At 66.5% G+C, this 16,142-nt stretch carries 18 protein-coding genes; 14 read left to right on the top strand and 4 right to left on the bottom strand.

All coding sequences use genetic code 11. The annotated features are described in order from the left end of the window. Nucleotides 1-22 precede the first annotated feature (22 nt). From IPU70_RS23440 to IPU70_RS23470, 7 genes are all read left to right on the top strand, one after another. Complete coding sequence (locus IPU70_RS23440; protein ID WP_207471130.1) at nucleotides 23-934, top strand: dihydrodipicolinate synthase family protein; 912 nt, start codon at nucleotides 23-25, stop codon at nucleotides 932-934. 90 nt (nucleotides 935-1,024) lie between these two features. Next, nucleotides 1,025-1,780 carry an ABC transporter ATP-binding protein gene (locus IPU70_RS23445; RefSeq protein ID WP_242702666.1) on the top strand — a complete coding sequence of 252 codons (756 nt, stop codon included), beginning with the start codon at nucleotides 1,025-1,027 and terminating at the stop codon, nucleotides 1,778-1,780. Then, nucleotides 1,773-2,492: an ABC transporter ATP-binding protein gene (locus IPU70_RS23450; RefSeq protein ID WP_207470876.1), complete on the top strand. Its 720-nt coding sequence runs from the start codon at nucleotides 1,773-1,775 to the stop codon at nucleotides 2,490-2,492. Before IPU70_RS23445 ends, IPU70_RS23450 begins: the two co-directional genes overlap by 8 nt. A gap of 57 nt (nucleotides 2,493-2,549) precedes the next feature. Beyond that, on the top strand, nucleotides 2,550-3,755 hold the full coding sequence (locus tag IPU70_RS23455) for an ABC transporter substrate-binding protein (RefSeq protein ID WP_207470878.1): 1,206 nt from the start codon (nucleotides 2,550-2,552) through the stop codon (nucleotides 3,753-3,755). Nucleotides 3,756-3,864: 109 nt separating this feature from the next. After that, on the top strand, nucleotides 3,865-4,767 hold the full coding sequence (locus IPU70_RS23460) for a branched-chain amino acid ABC transporter permease (RefSeq protein WP_207470880.1): 903 nt from the start codon (nucleotides 3,865-3,867) through the stop codon (nucleotides 4,765-4,767). Nucleotide 4,768: 1 nt separating this feature from the next. Beyond that, nucleotides 4,769-5,734 carry a branched-chain amino acid ABC transporter permease gene (locus IPU70_RS23465; RefSeq protein WP_207470882.1) on the top strand — a complete coding sequence of 322 codons (966 nt, stop codon included), beginning with the start codon at nucleotides 4,769-4,771 and terminating at the stop codon, nucleotides 5,732-5,734. Beyond that, a complete protein-coding gene (locus tag IPU70_RS23470) occupies nucleotides 5,734-6,384 on the top strand; it encodes a GntR family transcriptional regulator (protein ID WP_207470884.1) in 651 nt (216 codons plus the stop codon). Before IPU70_RS23465 ends, IPU70_RS23470 begins: the two co-directional genes overlap by 1 nt. Here IPU70_RS23470 and IPU70_RS23475 read toward each other — a convergent pair. Next, nucleotides 6,359-6,841: a multidrug/biocide efflux PACE transporter gene (locus tag IPU70_RS23475; RefSeq protein WP_207470892.1), complete on the bottom strand. Its 483-nt coding sequence runs from the start codon at nucleotides 6,839-6,841 to the stop codon at nucleotides 6,359-6,361. The two genes, IPU70_RS23470 and IPU70_RS23475, sit on opposite strands and share 26 nt — an antisense overlap. A 122-nt stretch (nucleotides 6,842-6,963) precedes the next feature. On the opposite strand from IPU70_RS23475, the gene IPU70_RS23480 reads away from it, so the two are divergent. Continuing rightward, nucleotides 6,964-7,827 carry a LysR family transcriptional regulator gene (locus tag IPU70_RS23480; protein WP_207470899.1) on the top strand — a complete coding sequence of 288 codons (864 nt, stop codon included), beginning with the start codon at nucleotides 6,964-6,966 and terminating at the stop codon, nucleotides 7,825-7,827. Nucleotides 7,828-7,855: 28 nt separating this feature from the next. On the opposite strand, the gene IPU70_RS23485 is transcribed toward IPU70_RS23480, so the two are convergent. Next, on the bottom strand, nucleotides 7,856-8,671 hold the full coding sequence (locus IPU70_RS23485; protein ID WP_013391463.1) for a ChbG/HpnK family deacetylase: 816 nt from the start codon (nucleotides 8,669-8,671) through the stop codon (nucleotides 7,856-7,858). A 36-nt stretch (nucleotides 8,672-8,707) separates the two neighbouring features. On the opposite strand from IPU70_RS23485, the gene IPU70_RS23490 reads away from it, so the two are divergent. Next, nucleotides 8,708-9,103, top strand: a complete 396-nt coding sequence (locus IPU70_RS23490) for a GtrA family protein (RefSeq protein WP_207470901.1) — start codon at nucleotides 8,708-8,710, stop codon at nucleotides 9,101-9,103. Here the strand turns inward: IPU70_RS23490 and IPU70_RS23495 are convergent. Both IPU70_RS23495 and IPU70_RS23500 read right to left on the bottom strand, forming a co-directional pair. Continuing rightward, a complete protein-coding gene (locus tag IPU70_RS23495; RefSeq protein ID WP_207470903.1) occupies nucleotides 9,063-10,640 on the bottom strand; it encodes a glycosyltransferase family 39 protein in 1,578 nt (525 codons plus the stop codon). The genes IPU70_RS23490 and IPU70_RS23495 overlap by 41 nt on opposite strands. A 1-nt stretch (nucleotide 10,641) precedes the next feature. Continuing rightward, nucleotides 10,642-11,694: a glycosyltransferase family 2 protein gene (locus tag IPU70_RS23500; protein WP_207470905.1), complete on the bottom strand. Its 1,053-nt coding sequence runs from the start codon at nucleotides 11,692-11,694 to the stop codon at nucleotides 10,642-10,644. 257 nt (nucleotides 11,695-11,951) lie between these two features. Here IPU70_RS23500 and IPU70_RS23505 point away from each other — a divergent pair, with 257 nt between their 5' ends. The 5 genes from IPU70_RS23505 (at nucleotide 11,952) to IPU70_RS23525 (ending at nucleotide 16,120) form a co-directional block, all read left to right on the top strand. After that, nucleotides 11,952-12,449 (top strand): GNAT family N-acetyltransferase, encoded by a 498-nt coding sequence (locus tag IPU70_RS23505; RefSeq protein ID WP_207471139.1) that lies wholly within the window; start codon nucleotides 11,952-11,954, stop codon nucleotides 12,447-12,449. A gap of 182 nt (nucleotides 12,450-12,631) precedes the next feature. Next, a complete protein-coding gene (gene gltS, locus IPU70_RS23510; protein WP_207470907.1) occupies nucleotides 12,632-13,840 on the top strand; it encodes a sodium/glutamate symporter in 1,209 nt (402 codons plus the stop codon). Then, the gene (locus IPU70_RS23515; RefSeq protein WP_207470910.1) at nucleotides 13,837-15,342 is read left to right on the top strand and encodes a TAXI family TRAP transporter solute-binding subunit; all 1,506 of its coding nucleotides are present in this window, start codon (nucleotides 13,837-13,839) and stop codon (nucleotides 15,340-15,342) included. Before gltS ends, IPU70_RS23515 begins: the two co-directional genes overlap by 4 nt. A gap of 42 nt (nucleotides 15,343-15,384) precedes the next feature. Next, nucleotides 15,385-15,651 carry a hypothetical protein gene (locus IPU70_RS23520; protein ID WP_207470912.1) on the top strand — a complete coding sequence of 89 codons (267 nt, stop codon included), beginning with the start codon at nucleotides 15,385-15,387 and terminating at the stop codon, nucleotides 15,649-15,651. A gap of 4 nt (nucleotides 15,652-15,655) precedes the next feature. After that, nucleotides 15,656-16,120, top strand: coding sequence for a YaiI/YqxD family protein (locus tag IPU70_RS23525; protein ID WP_207470914.1), 465 nt, complete (start codon nucleotides 15,656-15,658; stop codon nucleotides 16,118-16,120). Nucleotides 16,121-16,142 lie beyond the last annotated feature (22 nt).

The raw sequence follows: 16,142 nt of genomic DNA on the forward strand, positions 1-16,142 counted from the left end.
CGGCATCTTGAGGAGAAGCCAGTTGAGTAACGTGCTTTGGCAGGGGGTCTTTCCTGCCGTAACGAGTAAGTTCCATGCCGACGAGACCCTCGACTTCGAGGCGATGCGCAAGCACTTCGGTTTCCTGATCGACAACGGCGTCCATGGCCTGGTCACCTGCGGCTCGCTGGGCGAAGCCAGCACCCTGACCCTGGAAGAAAAGCTGGAAGTGACGCGCTGCGCGGTCGAAGTCAGCGCGGGCCGCATTCCCGTCCTGGCCAACGTGTCGGAAACCAGCACCCGCGAAGCGCTGCGCTTCATCAAGGCCGCCGTGGAACTGGGCGTGGACGGCTTCATGCTGATGCCCTCGCTGATCTACGTGGCGGATGCGCGCGAAGCGATGCAGAGCATCCGCACCATGGCCGAAGCGGCGCAGAAGCCCTGCATGATCTACAACAACCCCGTCGCCTACCGCGTGGACCTGAAGACCGAGCACATGGCCGAACTGGCCGACTGCAAGTGGCTGGTCGCCATCAAGGAAAGCAGCGACGACGTGCGCCGCCTGACCGACCTGCGCAATGCGCTCGGCACCCGCTACCAACTGTTCATCGGCGTGGACGACCTGTCGTTCGAAGCGCTGGCGCTGGGCGCCGACGGCCTGCTGGCGGGATTGGTGACCGCCTTCCCGCGCGAGACCGTGGCCCTGTACGACCTGATGAAGGCCGGCAAGTGGCAGGAAGCGCTGGCGCTGTACCAGTGGTTCACGCCGCTCTTGCACCTGGATGTGTCGACCAAGCTGGTGCAGAACATCAAGCTGGCCGAGACGCTGGCCGGGGTGGGCAACGAGCACGTGCGCCGTCCACGCCTGCCGCTGGTCGGGGCCGAGCGCGAACGCTGCGCCGCCATCATCCAGGCCTCGTTGGCCAAGCGCCCCGCGCAGTACCAGTCGAAGTAAGGCCGGGCTCCGGAAGAAGCACGAACCTCCTGGCGCGTGGCGGAGCCGCGACGCGCCAGGGCCTGTCCTCCCGCAAGCCTAACGGACATCATGCAAAGCGACATCATTCTTCAGACCCGGGGCCTGAGCAAGGAATTCCGCGGCTTCGTTGCGGTCAACAACGTCGACATGAGCGTGCGCCGCGGCGCCATCCACGCGCTCATCGGCCCCAACGGCGCGGGCAAGACCACTTTCTTCAATCTGCTGACCAAGTTCCACATCCCGACGCGCGGCGAGATCCTGTACGACGGCGTGGACATCACGCAGGAACGCCCCGCGCAGATCGCCCGCCGCGGCATCGTGCGCTCGTTCCAGATTTCCGCCGTGTTCCCGCTGCTGTCGGTGCGCGAGAACGTGCGCGTGGCCCTGCAGCGCAAGCTGGGCGTGGACTATTGCTTCTGGCGTTCGGAACGCACGCTGGAAAGCCTGCACCATCGTGTCGAGGAACTGCTGGACCAGGTTGGCCTGCGCACGCATCTGGACGTGGCCGCGGGCGACCTGCCCTATGGCCGCAAGCGCACGCTGGAGATCGCCACCACGCTGGCGCTGGAACCCGAACTGCTGTTGTTGGACGAACCCACCCAGGGCATGGGCCACGAAGACGTGGACCGGGTCAAGCACCTGATCAAGCAGGTCAGCGCGGGCCGCACCATCCTCATGGTCGAACACAACATGAAAGTGGTGGCCGACATCTCCGACACCATCACCGTGTTGCAGCGGGGCGAGATCCTGGCCGAAGGCCCCTACGCAACCGTGTCGGAAAACCCGGCGGTGCGCGAAGCCTACATGGGAGCCGAAGATGAATGAAGCCGCCGCTGCTCCCAGCATGCTGGAGATCCGCAACCTGCACGCCTGGTACGGCGAATCGCACATCCTGCACGGCATAGACCTGGACGTAAAGCCGGGCGAATGCGTGACCTTGCTGGGTCGCAACGGCGCGGGCCGCAGCTCCACGCTGAAGTCCATCCTGGGCCTGGTGGGCCGGCGCAGCGGCTCCATCAAGATCCAGGGCCAGGAGACCGTCGGCCTGCCGCCCCACAAGATCGCGCGCCGCGGCATCGGCTATTGCCCCGAGGAACGCGGCATCTATGCGTCCTTGAGCGCCGAGGAAAACCTCATGCTGCTGCCCTCGGTGGGGCCGGACGGCATGTCGGTGGCGGAGATCTACGACATGTTCCCCAACCTGAAAGAGCGCGCCCACAGCCCTGGCACGCGGCTGTCGGGCGGCGAACAGCAGATGCTGGCGATGGCGCGCATCCTGCGCACCGGCGCCCGCCTGCTATTGCTGGACGAGATCACCGAAGGCCTGGCCCCGGTCATCGTGCAGTCCCTGGGCCGCGTGATCCGGCAATTGAAAGAGCGCGGCTACACCACCGTGCTGGTCGAGCAGAACTTCCGCTTTGCCCAGCACCTGGCCGACCGCCATTACGTCATCGAGCACGGCCAGGTGGTAGCGGTGATCGACCGCGCCGAGGTCCGGCAATCGCAGGACAGGCTGAACGCCCTGCTCGGCATTTGAGTTTTCCAGCCACATTCCTTCCGACCGCAGTCCCCTTCCTACACGGAGCGTAGTCAGATGAAATTGAATCGAATCTCAGCAGCGCTGTTCGCCATCGGCATGATCGGCGCCGCCCAGGCCCAGACCAAGGTCAGCGACGACGTGGTCAAGATCGGCGTCCTGACCGACCTGTCCGGCGTCTATTCCGACCTGGCCGGCAACGGCTCCGTGATCGCGGCCCGCATGGCCGCCGAGGAAATGGGCAACAAGGTGCTGGGCAAGCCGGTGGAAGTGGTTTCGGCTGACCACCAGAACAAGCCCGACGTCGCCGCCAACCTGGCGCGCGAATGGTTCGACCAGGGCAAGGTCGACATGATCACCGACTTCCCCACCGCGTCCACCGCGCTGGCGGTGATGGAGATCGCCAAACAGAAGAACCGCGTGACCATGCCGTCGGCCGGCCTGTCCACCGCCATCCTGGGCGAGAAATGCTCGCCGCTGAACGCCCAGTGGACCACCAACACCTATGCCCTGGCCGCCGGCACCGCGCGCGCGCTGGTCAAGGAGGGCAAGAAGAGCTGGTATTTCATCACCGCCGACTACACCTTCGGCCACTCGCTGGAAAAGGACGGCACCGAGGTCATCCAGGAGAATGGCGGCAGCGTGGTGGGCGTGTCGCGCCACCCCTTCCCCGGCAATGATTTTTCCTCGTTCCTGTTGAAAGCGCAGGCCTCGAAGGCGGATGTCATCGCGCTGGCCAACGCCGGCAACGACACCGTCAACGCGGTCAAGCAGGCCAACGAGCTCGGCATCAACAAGAAACAGATCGTGGCGCCGCTGCTCACCTATATCTCGGACGTGCACAGCATGGGCCTGGCCAAGGCGCAGGGCATGTACCTGACCGAAGCCTTCTACTGGGACTATGACGACGCCTCGCGCGCCTGGGCCAAGAAGTTCTTTGAAAAGGCCAAGAAGATGCCGACCGCCTCGCAGGCCGGCGTGTATTCGGCCACGCTGTCGTACCTGAAGGCGATCGAAGCCGCCGGCACCGACGAGGCGCCGGCAGTGATGGCCAAGCTGCGCGAAATGACCATCAACGACGCCGTGATCCGCAACGGCAAGCTGCGTGCCGACGGCGCGCTGGTGCATGACATGCTGCTGTTGCAGGTGAAGACGCCCAAGGAATCCAAGGCGCCCTGGGACTACTACAACGTGAAGTCGGTGCTCAAGGGCGAGGACGTGTTTCCCAAACCCCAGGCCGCGTGTTCGTTGAACAAGACGTAAAGTCGCCACGCGCCGCACGCCTGGCGTGCGGCGCCGGCTGCCCTGGCCGCGGCGCACCGCCGCGCGCTTCCCGGAAATCGACGCGACACCTGTCCGCCCGCCGCCTACTATGTTCGACATCTCGCTTCCCGCCTTGCTCGCCCAACTGCTGGTGGGGCTGATCAACGGCTGCTTCTACGCCATTCTGAGCATGGGGCTGGCCATCATCTTCGGCCTGCTCAACATCGTCAATTTCACGCACGGCGCCCAGTTCATGATGGCGGCGTTCCTGGCCTGGATCGGCTTCACGCAGCTGCCGCAGCTGCTGGGGCCGGGCGTGCAGATCAACTTCTGGGCCGCGCTGATCGTTGCGCCGCTGCTGGTGGGGCTGGTGGGCATCGCGATCGAGAAGACGCTGCTCAAGCGGCTCTACCACCTGGACCATCTGTACGGCCTGCTGCTGACCTTCGGCATCGCGCTGATGATGGAAGGCGGCTTTCGCTACTTCTACGGCATCTCGGGCGTCGGATACGAGCCGCCTGAAGTCCTGCAAGGCGGCTTCGACCTGGGCTTCATGTTCTTGCCGGCCTACCGCGCTTTCGTGGTGGTGGCGTCCCTGGTGCTGTGCTTTGCCACCTGGTATCTGTTCGAGCGGACCCGGCTGGGCGCCATGCTGCGCGCCGGCACCGAAAACCCCAGGCTGCTGCAAGCCTTTGGCGTCAACGTACCGGTGATGATCACCCTGACCTATGGCTTCGGCGTGGCCCTGGCCGGCGTGGCCGGGGTGCTGGCCGCGCCGGTCATGCAGATCAACCCGCTGATGGGGTCGAACCTGCTGAACATCGTGTTCGCCGTGGTCGTGATCGGCGGGCTGGGTTCCATCATGGGCGCCATCGTCACCGGACTGGCCCTGGGCTTGCTGGAAGGGCTGACCAAAGTGTTCTATCCCGAAGCCTCGACGGTGGTCGTCTTCATCGTGATGGCGATCGTTCTGCTGACGCGCCCGGCCGGCCTGTTCGGCAAGGAGAAATAAGGTGCAGCGCATACCCTCCTCGATCCGCATCCTGGCGCTGCTGCTGGTGCCGGCCCTGCTGGTGCCGTTCTTCCCGCAGATCGTCTACCCCGTGTTTGTGATGAAGGTGCTGTGCTTTGCGCTGTTCGCGCTGGCCTTCAACCTGCTGACCGGCTTCACCGGCCTGGTGTCTTTCGGCCACGCCGCGTTCTTCGGCTGGGCCGGCTACGCGGCCGGCGAAATGATGATCCTGTTCGGCGCCCGCGGCCTGCCGCCAGAGATCGCCATGGCCTGCGGCGTGGCCATGGCCGCCGCCATCGGCTACGCGATCGGCTGGCTGGCGATCCGGCGCACCGGCATCTACTTCGCGATGATCACGCTGGCGCTGTCGCAGGTGGCGTACTTCATGGCCGTGCAGGTGGGCTGGACGCGCGGCGAAGACGGCATGCAGGGCATCCCGCGCGGCAAGTTCCTGGGCCTGGTGGATTTGAGCGTCGACGCCAACATGTATTACTTCGCGTTGGGGGTGTTTGTACTGGGCTTCCTGTTTGTCTACCGGGTGATCCATTCGCCCTTCGGCCAGGTGCTCAAGACCATCCGCGACAACGCGCCGCGCGCCATATCGCTAGGTTACGATACAGACCGGTGCAAGCTGCTGGCCTTTGTGCTGTCGGCTGCGGTCGCCGGCCTGGCCGGTTCGCTGAAGGCGCTGGTGCTCCAGCTGGTTGCATTGAACGACGTGTCGCTCGCCACCTCCACGGAAGTGCTGCTGATGACGCTGCTGGGCGGCATCGGCACGGTATGGGGGCCGGTGGTGGGCGCGACGCTGGTCGTCAGCTTGCAGAATTATCTTGCCACCCTGGGCGACATCGTCACCATCGTCATTGGACTGATTTTCGTGTTGTGCGTGTCGTTCTTCCGGCGCGGATTCGTCGGCGAATGGCTGGCCTACGCGCAGTGGCGCAAAACGAAGGAAAACAATAGTTGATGGCAGCAGCAGAATCCAAACGGCGCGCCGCCGATGTCGCCTACGACCAGATCGAAAGCATGATCGCCACGCTGCAATTGCAACCGGGCAGCGCGGTCGTCGAAGCGGATCTGGTCGAAAAGACCGGCCTGGGCCGCACGCCGCTGCGCGAGGCGCTGCTGCGCATGGTGGCAGCCGGGCTGATACGCCCTGAGCCGCGGCGCGGCCTGCGTGTGTCCATGATCCAGCTGGCCGACCACATGGACCTGATCCAGACCCGCCGGGCGCTGGAACAACTGATCGCGGCCAACGCCGCGCGCCGCGCCACGCCGGCTCAGCGCAGCCAGATCGTGGATTGCGCGGCGCAGATGATACGCGCGGCGGAAGGCGGCAATCTCGACGACTACATGCATGCCGATCAGCTGCTGGACCACGTCTGCCACCAGGCCTGCCGCAATGCTTCGGCCGTGAACGCCGTGGCGCCGCTGATCATCCAGTGCCGGCGCTTCTGGTACGCCTACCAGCACGAGGGCGACATTGCCGAAGGCGCGCGCCGCCACATGCTGATGGCCGAAGGCATCGCCACCGGCAACGAGTCCGCGGCCATCAAGGGCGCGGACTCGCTGATGGACTACCTGGAGATGTTCACGCGCAAGGTGATTGACGCGTGACGGCCGGCGCGCCCTGCCCATTGCGGCGGGCCAGCCACTGCAAGACCCGCGGCCGCGAGCGGTCGTACGCCAGGTTGTAGAGGAAGGCGTAGGGAAGATAGAACAGCACCAGCGCGATATCCAGCACGAAGGCCTGCCACAGGCTGATATTGAGCCACCAGGCCGCCAGCGGGATCACGATCAGGATCAGGCCCAGTTCGAAGCCGAAGGCGTGCACCACGCGCAGCCGCAGCGTGCGGGTCCAACCCATGCGGTTCTCGATGCGGTCAAAGCCCGCGTTGTAGATCATGTTCCAGACCAGCGCGATCCAGGCGATCACCGCGGTCAGCACGCCCATTTCAAACAGGGACTTGCCCATGGCCCAGGCGGCCGCCGGGGCGCACAGGCCGATGGCGATGATTTCGAACAGAAAGGCGTGAAGGAAACGTTCTTTGAGGGATTTCTTGGCTTGGGTCATGACCCACCTGCGGTCGGTTGATACTCAGTGGCAGGGATTTTCGACGATATTTCCGTTACCATAAAGATGGTTTTCATCGGAAAAACCGATAACCCATCAGCCCTACCCCAGAGCCTGCCCGCATGCGCCACTCCCTGGAATCCCTGGCGGCGTTCGCCCAGGTCGCCTCCGAAGGCACGTTTTCCGCCGCCGCCCGCAAGCTCGGCAAAAGCCAGTCCACCGTCAGCGAGACCGTGGCCAACCTGGAGGTGGACCTGAACGTCATGCTGTTCGACCGCAGCCAGCGGCAGCCGACGCTGACCGAGGCCGGCCAGGTGCTGCTGGGGCAGGCCCTGCAGGTGCTGGCGGCGAACGACAGGCTGAACCGCAGCGCCAGCCAGTTGGCCGAGGGCCTGGAACCCCGGCTGACGGTGGTGCTGTCCGACACCTTCCAGTCCGAGACCTTCGATACCATGCTCAGCCAGATCGATCAGCGCTATCCGGCGCTGCGCTTCGAATGCCTGATCGCGGAATATGAGGACGTGGTGGCGCTGGTGCAGCAGGGACGCGCTCACCTGGGACTGATGGCCGCGCAGGACAGCTATCCGCCCGACGTGGCGCACGCGACGCTGGCGGAGCTGTCGGAGATCGTCTTGTGCGTGGGCCGCAGCCATCCTCTGGCCAAGCTGCCCCAGGTCACCGAAGACCAACTGAAATCCGAGCGCGCCCTGCGCCTGAGCACGTATGAACTGGGCGACAAGGACGCCGAGCCGGCCTATGCCACCTGGTCGGCGCCCGGCTATCTGATGCTGCTGGAAATGGCCAGCCGCGGATTCGGCTGGACCGAACTGCCGCGCTGGATGATCCAGCGCTTCGGCCAGGACCAACTGGTGGAGTTGAAGGCGCCGGGCTGGCCGCGCCACATCAGAGTGGATGCGGTCTGGTCGCGGCGCCGTGCGCTGGGGCCGGCGGGCGCCTGGCTGCTGCAGAGCCTGACGGGCGGCTAGCGCCGCACGCAACAGGATCTGGAGCCGGTCAGCGCGCCGTGGCGGGCAAGCGCGAGATGTGCACGCCGTTGGCGTTGAGCCAATCACCCAGCTTGGGGCTGGCCAGCACGTCGAATTCCGCGCGGCGCTGGCGCGACATGGCGCAGCCGTCCTGGCTGCCCATCGCCGGATGGCACATGAGCAGGTCGCAGTCGCGCGCGTTGAACAGCCAGTTCTGCAGCAGATCCGCATAGCGGCGCTTGCCGCCTTCGAAACCGTAGACGCCCAGCAGCCGGCGATTGGTGCGCATGCCGTCCTGGCGCGCCTGGCGCGCCAGCGCCGCTGAGCCCAGCGCCCCGATGACGCGCGCCTTGATGGCTTCCTTCAAGGGTATGCCGAACTGCATGCCTGGCGCCGTCTGGCGCAGCCACGGCATGTGCGCTCCGTAGCGGCGCTTGAGCAGCTGCAGCAGGCGTTCGCGGATGCCGGGCAGCTGATGCACGTGCTGGTGGCCATCGACGTAATCCGGCGCGCGGCCGAACGCGGCCTCGAAGGCGTCGAACTGGCGTTCCAGCAGCGCCTCGACCCAGGCGCCGTCCAGCCTGCCCGTGTAGGCGTTGAGGATCAGCCGGCTCAGCGTGGGCATGGGTTCAGCGCCGGGTTCAAGCGCTTCGGTGAAGTTCACGTGCAGGCCGATATCCACGTTCATCTGCGCCAGCCGCCCTGCGTTCGCCGCGAACGAAGGGCCCAGCGCGAGGCAACTGACCGCGCTCAGGCGGCCCATGCCGGCCAGCGCAATCATGCCTTCATCGATGTCGGCATTCATGCCAAAATCGTCACCGCAGACCACGATACGTTTGCTCATCGCTATACCTTTGACTTCCCTTTCATCACAGCCTTCATGCGCGCCCTGCTGCAACAAGTAAGCACCTTCATTGCTGTCGGATGCGCCGCCGCAGCCACCCATTGGGCTGTCGCCGTGGGTTGCGTCGAACTCTTCCGCATGCCGCCCCTGGCCGCCAACCTGGTGGGCTGGCTGATCGCCTTCGCGGTTTCCTTCACCGGCCACTACCGGCTTACGTTCCGACATTCCAAAACTCCCTGGACGGTAGCAGCGCGCCGTTTCTTCTTTGTGTCAGCCATAGGCTTCCTCATCAACGAAGCCGCTTACGCCTGGCTGCTGCACAACACCGCCATCCGCTACGACATCCTGCTCGCGCTGATCCTGCTCGGGCTCGCCGTGGCGACCTTCATCGTCAGCCGGTTCTGGGCATTCCGCCACAAACCCGCTGCCTGAAGGCCGCGTCCACGTCGACGCGCCACATCACGTACTTCACGCTGCTGACCACGGGCGCCAGCCCCTGCAGCGGCGGATAGACCGGGTTGTCCGCCGCGGTACCCCAAACCCAGAAACGCGCTCCTTCCGCCGCCTGGCACAGGCGCGCAGTGAACTCCGTCGGGCTGAGCAGCACCTCCGCGCCCGTCGCGGGATCGAACTGGGCGGCGTCGTACAGTTCCTTGCGCCAGTTGTCGCGCACCGGCACCTCGGGGTTGCGCCAGTCGTCCACCACCCACGCGGGCCGCGCGGCTCTGGCGTACAGCGCCAGATCGAAGGGATAGGTGTGCAGCGACACAAAAGTGTCTTCCGGCCGCGCCTGTTCGCGCACCACCTTGGCCAGGGGCGCGGCGCTGCCGCGCGCATTGTTGGCCGCAACGCCCACCGCGACGACGCAGATGCCTGCCGCCACGGCTGCGCTCAGACGCACCAGGCGCGCGGTGCCTTCGGCATCGGCGCGCCTGGCGCCCTGGATCACTTCCGCCAGCAGAAAGGCCAGCGGCGCCAGCGCCGGCAGGACATAGCCCACGAGCTTGGAGTCCGGCAGCGAAAAAAACACCAGTACGACGGCAAACCACACCAAGGCCAGGCGCCGCAGGCTGCGCGTGGGGCCTTCCCAGAACGCCTTGCGCAGAATGCCGCCGCCCCATAGCGACCATGGCAGACTGAGCCCGACGACCACCGGCAGGTAGAACCAGAACGGCTGCGCGTTGTTGAAACCGCTGGCCGCGAAGCGCTGGAAATGCTGGTAGACGAAGAAATAGTCGTAAAAACCGGGATAGCGCAGTTGCATCAGCACGAACCACGGCGCCGCCACGGCGATGAACGCCAGCAGCGCGGGTGGCCACAGCAACGCGGCCAGGCCGCGCCAGCGCCGCTCCCACAGCAACCAGATCAGCAGGATGGCGCCCGGCAACGCCAGGCCGATCAGGCCCTTGGCCAGAACCGCCAACGCCGCCAGCACACCTGCCGCCACCGACATCGCACGCCAGGCTTGACCGCACTCGATACGCAGCGCCGTATCCACGGCGGCCAGCACGCACAGCGTAATCAGGCCCGCAACCAACATGTCCAGATTCGCAAACTGCGCGCCACCATAGAAAAACGGCAGGGTGGCGAGAACCAGAACGGTCAGCGCGGCGGCCGTGGTATCGCGGTAGCGCCGCACGAAGCAATACAGGGCCGCAACGGCGCCCCACGCGGCAAGCCAGGAAGGCACCCGCGCCGCCCAGGGATGCACGCCGAAGATCGAGAAGGACAGCTCGGTCAACCAGTAGTAGAGCGGCGGCTTGTGGAAATACGGCATGCCGTCCAGCAAGGGCACCGCATGCGAGCCGCTGCGCAGCATGTCCCAGGCCACGCCGGCATAACGTCCTTCGTCCGGCAGCGTCAGCGGCCTGAGCCAGGCCAGGAAGGCAAGCCACGCGCCTATCGCGAGCAGGAAGCGTCCCGCCGGCGGGGTCCAATCGGAACGCCGCCAGAAAGTGGTGGCGGACATGTCAGCTCAAACCTTGGCCCGGCCGGGAAGCCCGGCCCTGGCGGCGGCGCACCACAAACAGCGGGCGGCCCTTCACCTCATCGAAGATCCGGGACACGTATTCGCCCACCACGCCCAGCGAAATCAGGTTCACGCCGGCAAAGAACAGCACCGCCGTCACGATCGTCGTCCAGCCCGAGACCTCGTTGCCGAAGAACAGGTATTCCCCCACCAAGTAAGCCGCATAGGCCAGCGCCAGCATGGCGAAAGCCACGCCGACCAGGCTGACCAGGCGCAGCGGCCAAGTGGTGAAGGCAGTCAGGCCGTCCAGCGCCAGCCGGAACAGGCGCATGCCGCCAAAGCGGCTGTCGCCGTGCATGCGCTCGTCGGGGGTATAGGTCAGGGCCTCGCCCTTGAAGCCGACCCAGGCGTACAGGCCCTTCATGAAACGGGTGCGTTCGGGCAGGGCGATCAGCGCATCCACCACGCTGCGGTCCATCAGGCGGAAATCGCCGGCGTGCGGCGGCACGTCCACGCCGCGCGCGCCGCTCAAAAGCTTGTAGAACCAGCGCGCGCCAGCGCGCTTGGCCCAGGATTCATCGGCGCGCGTCTCGCGCACGGCGTAGACCATTTCGACGCCGGCCGCCCAGCGCGCCAGCATCTGCTCGATCAGCGCGGGGGGATGCTGCAGATCGGCGTCCAGGCAAATCACTGCATTGCCGGTGGCCGCTTCCAGGCCGGCGCTGATCGCGGCTTCCTTGCCAAAGTTGCGCGACAGCTGCACGTAGCGGAAGCCATCGTGCCCGGTCCATTCGGCCATCAGCGCTTCCGTGCCGTCCGTGCTGCCGTCGTCGGCCACGATGATTTCCCAGCTGGTGCACAGCGCTTCCAGGCGGTTGCGCAGCAAGGGCAGCAGCACTCGCAGGTTCTCGCATTCGTTCAGGCAGGGAATCACACAAGTCACGCAGGTGTCGTACGGCACGGGAGCCTGCGCAGCCGGCCACACCGTTTCCAGGGGAAACGATTTGGTCAATACTTGCTGAACGGCGGGTTCGGACCGGAACTGGATGTGCATGGCTTTAGACTCGGATTGCAGGACTATGGCGAGCAGTATGCGCAGCAGGTCGTTGAATTTTCATAAAATGCGCCGCAGCCCGATCAGCCGGTAATCCAGGGCAAATTCTAGGGGTCCGATCCCTGGAAACAATAAAGTCCGGTGAACCTGTGTCCCCAATTTGTGAAGGCCTGTAAAGCCGGGGACCGCGCGCGCATCGGTAAAATGCGCCCGAGTTCTTGTTTTCGCAGGTTGTCATGCAATATCGAGTCCGGCCCATGCGGGCCAGCGACGTGAACGCCATCCTGGCCCTCCAGACCCTGGCCTATCCCGGTTTCCTGCTGGAAAGCGCCGGTTTCTTCCAGAACCGCCTGACGCTCGCCCCCACGCACTGCTGGGTCGCGCAAGCTTCCGCCAATCTGGACGGGTTGCTGGGCTATCTGATCTCCTATCCCTGGGACGCGGGACTGCCCCCGGCGCTGGACGTCGCGCTGACTGCGTTGCCGGCCGATGCCGACCACTGGTTCCTGCACGACTGCGCCGTGGCGCCGTCGGCGCAAGGGTTGGGCGTCGGCCAGGCGCTGCTGCGCGCCGCCGCGGCCAGCGCGCATGAAGGCGGTTTGCGCCGGGCAAGCCTGGTGTCCCTGGAGTCCGCCGTGGGCTATTGGCAGCGCCACGGCTATCAGCCCGTCAGCGCAGACAGCGCCGACCTGGCTGAAAAACTGGCCGGCTACGGGCCACGCGCGCAATACATGTCGCGCGCGTTTCCGCTTTAGCCGCCGCCCGGCCGCGGCGGTCTCCTGCCACGGCCCCGCCCGGCTCCGCGCCGCGCGCCGCTCCCCTGCCCCCATGTACACCGCTATCGCGGCGGACGTAACATAAGCCTCAGTCCGTGTGAGGCGGCAGGGTTCCAATAGCCAGAAAGTTCACCGTGTCCTGACAGGGCGCAAAGGTACCTATGATCTCGCTTACGCCCGTTCAATCGCTGCTGGCATGCTGCCTCGTCCTGGTCATCGGACGCGTGCTCACCACCAGGATCGGCGTCCTCGCCCGCTACAGCATTCCCGACCCCATCGTGGGCGGCCTGCTGTTCGCCGTGCTGGCCTATCTGCTGTCCACCTGGGGCGGCGTTTCCGTCTCGCTTGAAACCAGCATCAAGCCGACCTTGCTGCTGCTGTTCTTCGGCAGCATCGGCCTGACCGCCAACCTCAAGCTGCTGGCCAAGGGCGGCCCCAGGCTGATCGCCTTCCTGCTGGCCCTGATCCCCTTCCTGGTGCTGCAGAACGCCGTGGGGCTGGGCATGGCCTGGCTGCTGGACATGCATCCGCTGATGGGCCTGCTGGGCGGCACCATCACGCTGGTGGGCGGACACGGCACGGGCGCGGCCTATGCCACGCGCTTCGCCGACTTCAACAATATCCAGGACGTCATGGCGCTGGCGATGACCTCCGCCACCCTGGGGCTGGTGCTGGGCGGCGTGGTGGGCGGACCGGTGGCCGAATGGCTCATGCGGCGCCACAAGCTGGCCGGCAGCCTCGACCACGTGCCGGGCGACGGCCACGAGGCCCCGGACCTCATGGAAAACGCGCCTACGTCCACCGCGGGCTCCTACATCGTGTCGCTGACCGCCGCGCTGGTCTGCCTGGTGGTGGGCGGCTACCTGGCCGCGCTGGTCGAGGACGCCCCGGTCAGCCTGCCGAACTTCCTTTGGTGCCTGGCCACGGGCGTGCTGATCCGCAACGGCGGCGAACGACTGGGCCTGAAGCTGGACGACCGCGCCACCGAGATCATCGGCACCATCTCCCTGTCGCTGTTCCTGGGCATGACCATGATGACGCTGGACCTGTCCAGCGTGGCGCGCCTGGCCGGTCCCCTGGCGATGATGCTGGTGGTGCAGACCCTGGTATGCGCGCTGTACGCCGCCTGGGTGGTGTTCCGCATGCTCAAGCGCGACTACGAGGCCGCCATCATGTCGGCCGCGTTCTGCGGCTTCGCGCTGGGCGCGACCGCCACCGCCATCGCCAACATGCAAGCATTGACGCGACGCCACGGCCCGGCGCCGGAAGCGTTTATCGTCGTGCCGGTCACCGGCGCCTTCCTGGTCGACATCCTGAACGTGATCGTGCTGACTTCGCTGATCTCCTTGCCGTTCGTAGGGGGTATGTGACCATGTTCAAACGCCTCGTCATCCTGAGTCTCTGCCTGCTGCTGGCGGCCTGCGGCCGCGCGCCGGATACGGACGCCTTGCGCGCCGACGTCGAGCACAGCCTGACCACCGCCTATGGCGCCGGCCTGTTCCGCATCGCCGAGCTCAAGCGCATGGGATCGGCCTCGGACAACAGCGCCCCCGCGGGCGAAACCCGCCGCGTGGTCTATTACGACGTCGAACTGGACCTGGGACGCAACGTCACTTTGGGCGCCTGGGACCAGCCCGGCGCCGCCGCGCTGGTCACGCTGCTGGGGGCCGGCCCGCGCAGCATCAGCGGCGTGAAATCCGGCGGCAACCAGGCCGGCGACCGCATCGTCGCGCACGCCAGCGCGATCTACCGCAAGGACGGCGATACCTGGAAACTGGTGACCCCGGCCGGATTCAAGGCAGCCGAGGCGCCCAACCTGGACACCGGCGCGCCGCCGCCCGTCACGCGCCAGTTGCTGGATACGCTGGACCAGATCACCCATTCGGTTTCCTATAGCGCCTCCAGCACCGCGCAGCACGTGGTGCAACAGGAGCTGGAACGCTCGGTGGCGCGCATCAACGGCCGGCTGGCCCGCATGCAACAGGGCTACCCGCTGGCCGGCGGCCCGGACCGCGGCGAGTACGTGGCCTTCGCGCGCGCCCTGAGCGACGTGGCGCGCAAGCAGCAGATCCGCGTCTCGCCCCTGATCACTGGCGGCGGCGCCGAGAATATCGCGCTGCTGCGCAGCGGCGACGCCGTGGTCGGGCTGGCCCAGGCCGACACGGCGCGGCTCGCCTACGACGGCAAGGGGCCGTTCGCGGGCCAGGGCCCGTTCACCGGGCTGCGCGCCCTGGGCAGCCTGTATCCGGAACTGGTCCATATCGTGGTGCGCGACGATGCTTCCCTGCGCGGCGTGCGCGACCTCAAGGGCAAGACCATCGCCCTCGGGCCGGAAGGCTCGGCGGTGCGCGCCACGCTGGAAACCGTGCTGGCCGCCCACGGCCTGCAGGCCGGCCGCGACTACAAGGTGGCCGACACACCCTTCACGGAGTCCCTGCCGGCCTTGAACTCTGGCACGGTCGACGCCGCCGCCCAGGTCATCGGCGTACCTGCAACGCCCCTGCGCGACGCGCTGACCCAGGCGCGCCTGAAGCTGCTGCCGCTGGACCCTGCCGCCATCAAGACGCTGACCGCGGCCGAGGACAACGCACTGATGCCGCTGGACATCGCCGCCGGCACCTACCCCAACCAGACGGAAGCGATCCCCACCGTGGGCATGGCCGCGCTGCTGCTCACCACCGCCGACCTGACCCGCGATGAGGCCCTGGTGATCGTGCGCGCGGTTTACGTGACCGGGCAGGACCTGCTGGCCGCCGGATCGGCCCAGGGCGCTCAAGTGGGGCTGGCCACCGCCCGGCGCGGGCTGACCGTGCCGCTGCACGACGGCGCCCAGGAAGGGCTGGCCAAGCTGGAACAGGCCAAACCGCAATAAAGCCGGTTGCGCTTATGATTGCGCTCCCTACCAGGAATTCCCATGAATAAATTCGATCTGCAGAAAAACCAGGCCCTGAAGCTGGCCGGCCAACTCAAGCAAGCCGCCACGCCGGACCGCTTCGGCACCGCCTCGCAAGCGCCCGACCGCCGCGAGCAGCGCAAGCTGGATCAGGCTGCCGGCCTGGTGCCGTTCCCGCTGAAGCTGTCGCAGGCCCACGCCGACAAGCTGCGCGCCCTGGCGGCCGAACGCGGCGTGTCCACCAACGACATCGTGGCCGAAGTGCTGCAAAACGCGCTGGACAAGTAAGCGCATGCACATCTGGGTCGATGCGGACGCCTGCCCCGCAGTCATCAAGGACATCCTGTTCCGCGCCGCCCAGCGCTGGCAGGTGCCGCTGACGCTGGTGGCCAACCAGATGCTTTACACCCCGCCCTCGCCGCTGATCCGCGCGGTGCAGGTGCCGCGCGGCTTCGACGTGGCCGACGCCCATATCGCCGAACGCGCGGAGCCGGGCGATCTGGTCATCACCGGCGACATCCCGTTGGCTGCGCAAGTCCTGGAAAAAGGCGCGCTGGCGCTGAACCCGCGCGGCGAGCGCTATTCGCCGGAAACCATCCGGGAACGGCTGGCGCTGCGGGACATGATGGAAGAACTGCGGGCCAGCGGCGTGGACACGGGCGGCCCGGCTTCGTTCAGCCAGGCCGACCGCAAGGCCTTCGCCAACCAGCTGGACAGCCTGCTGGCGCGCACCGCGCGCAACGCGCAGAAGGGCTGAGTCCCCGGCGGCCGCGACAGGC

The sequence above is a fragment of the Achromobacter sp. SD115 genome (assembly GCF_017355315.1).
Classification (GTDB): Bacteria; Pseudomonadota; Gammaproteobacteria; order Burkholderiales; family Burkholderiaceae_B; genus Achromobacter; species Achromobacter xylosoxidans_B.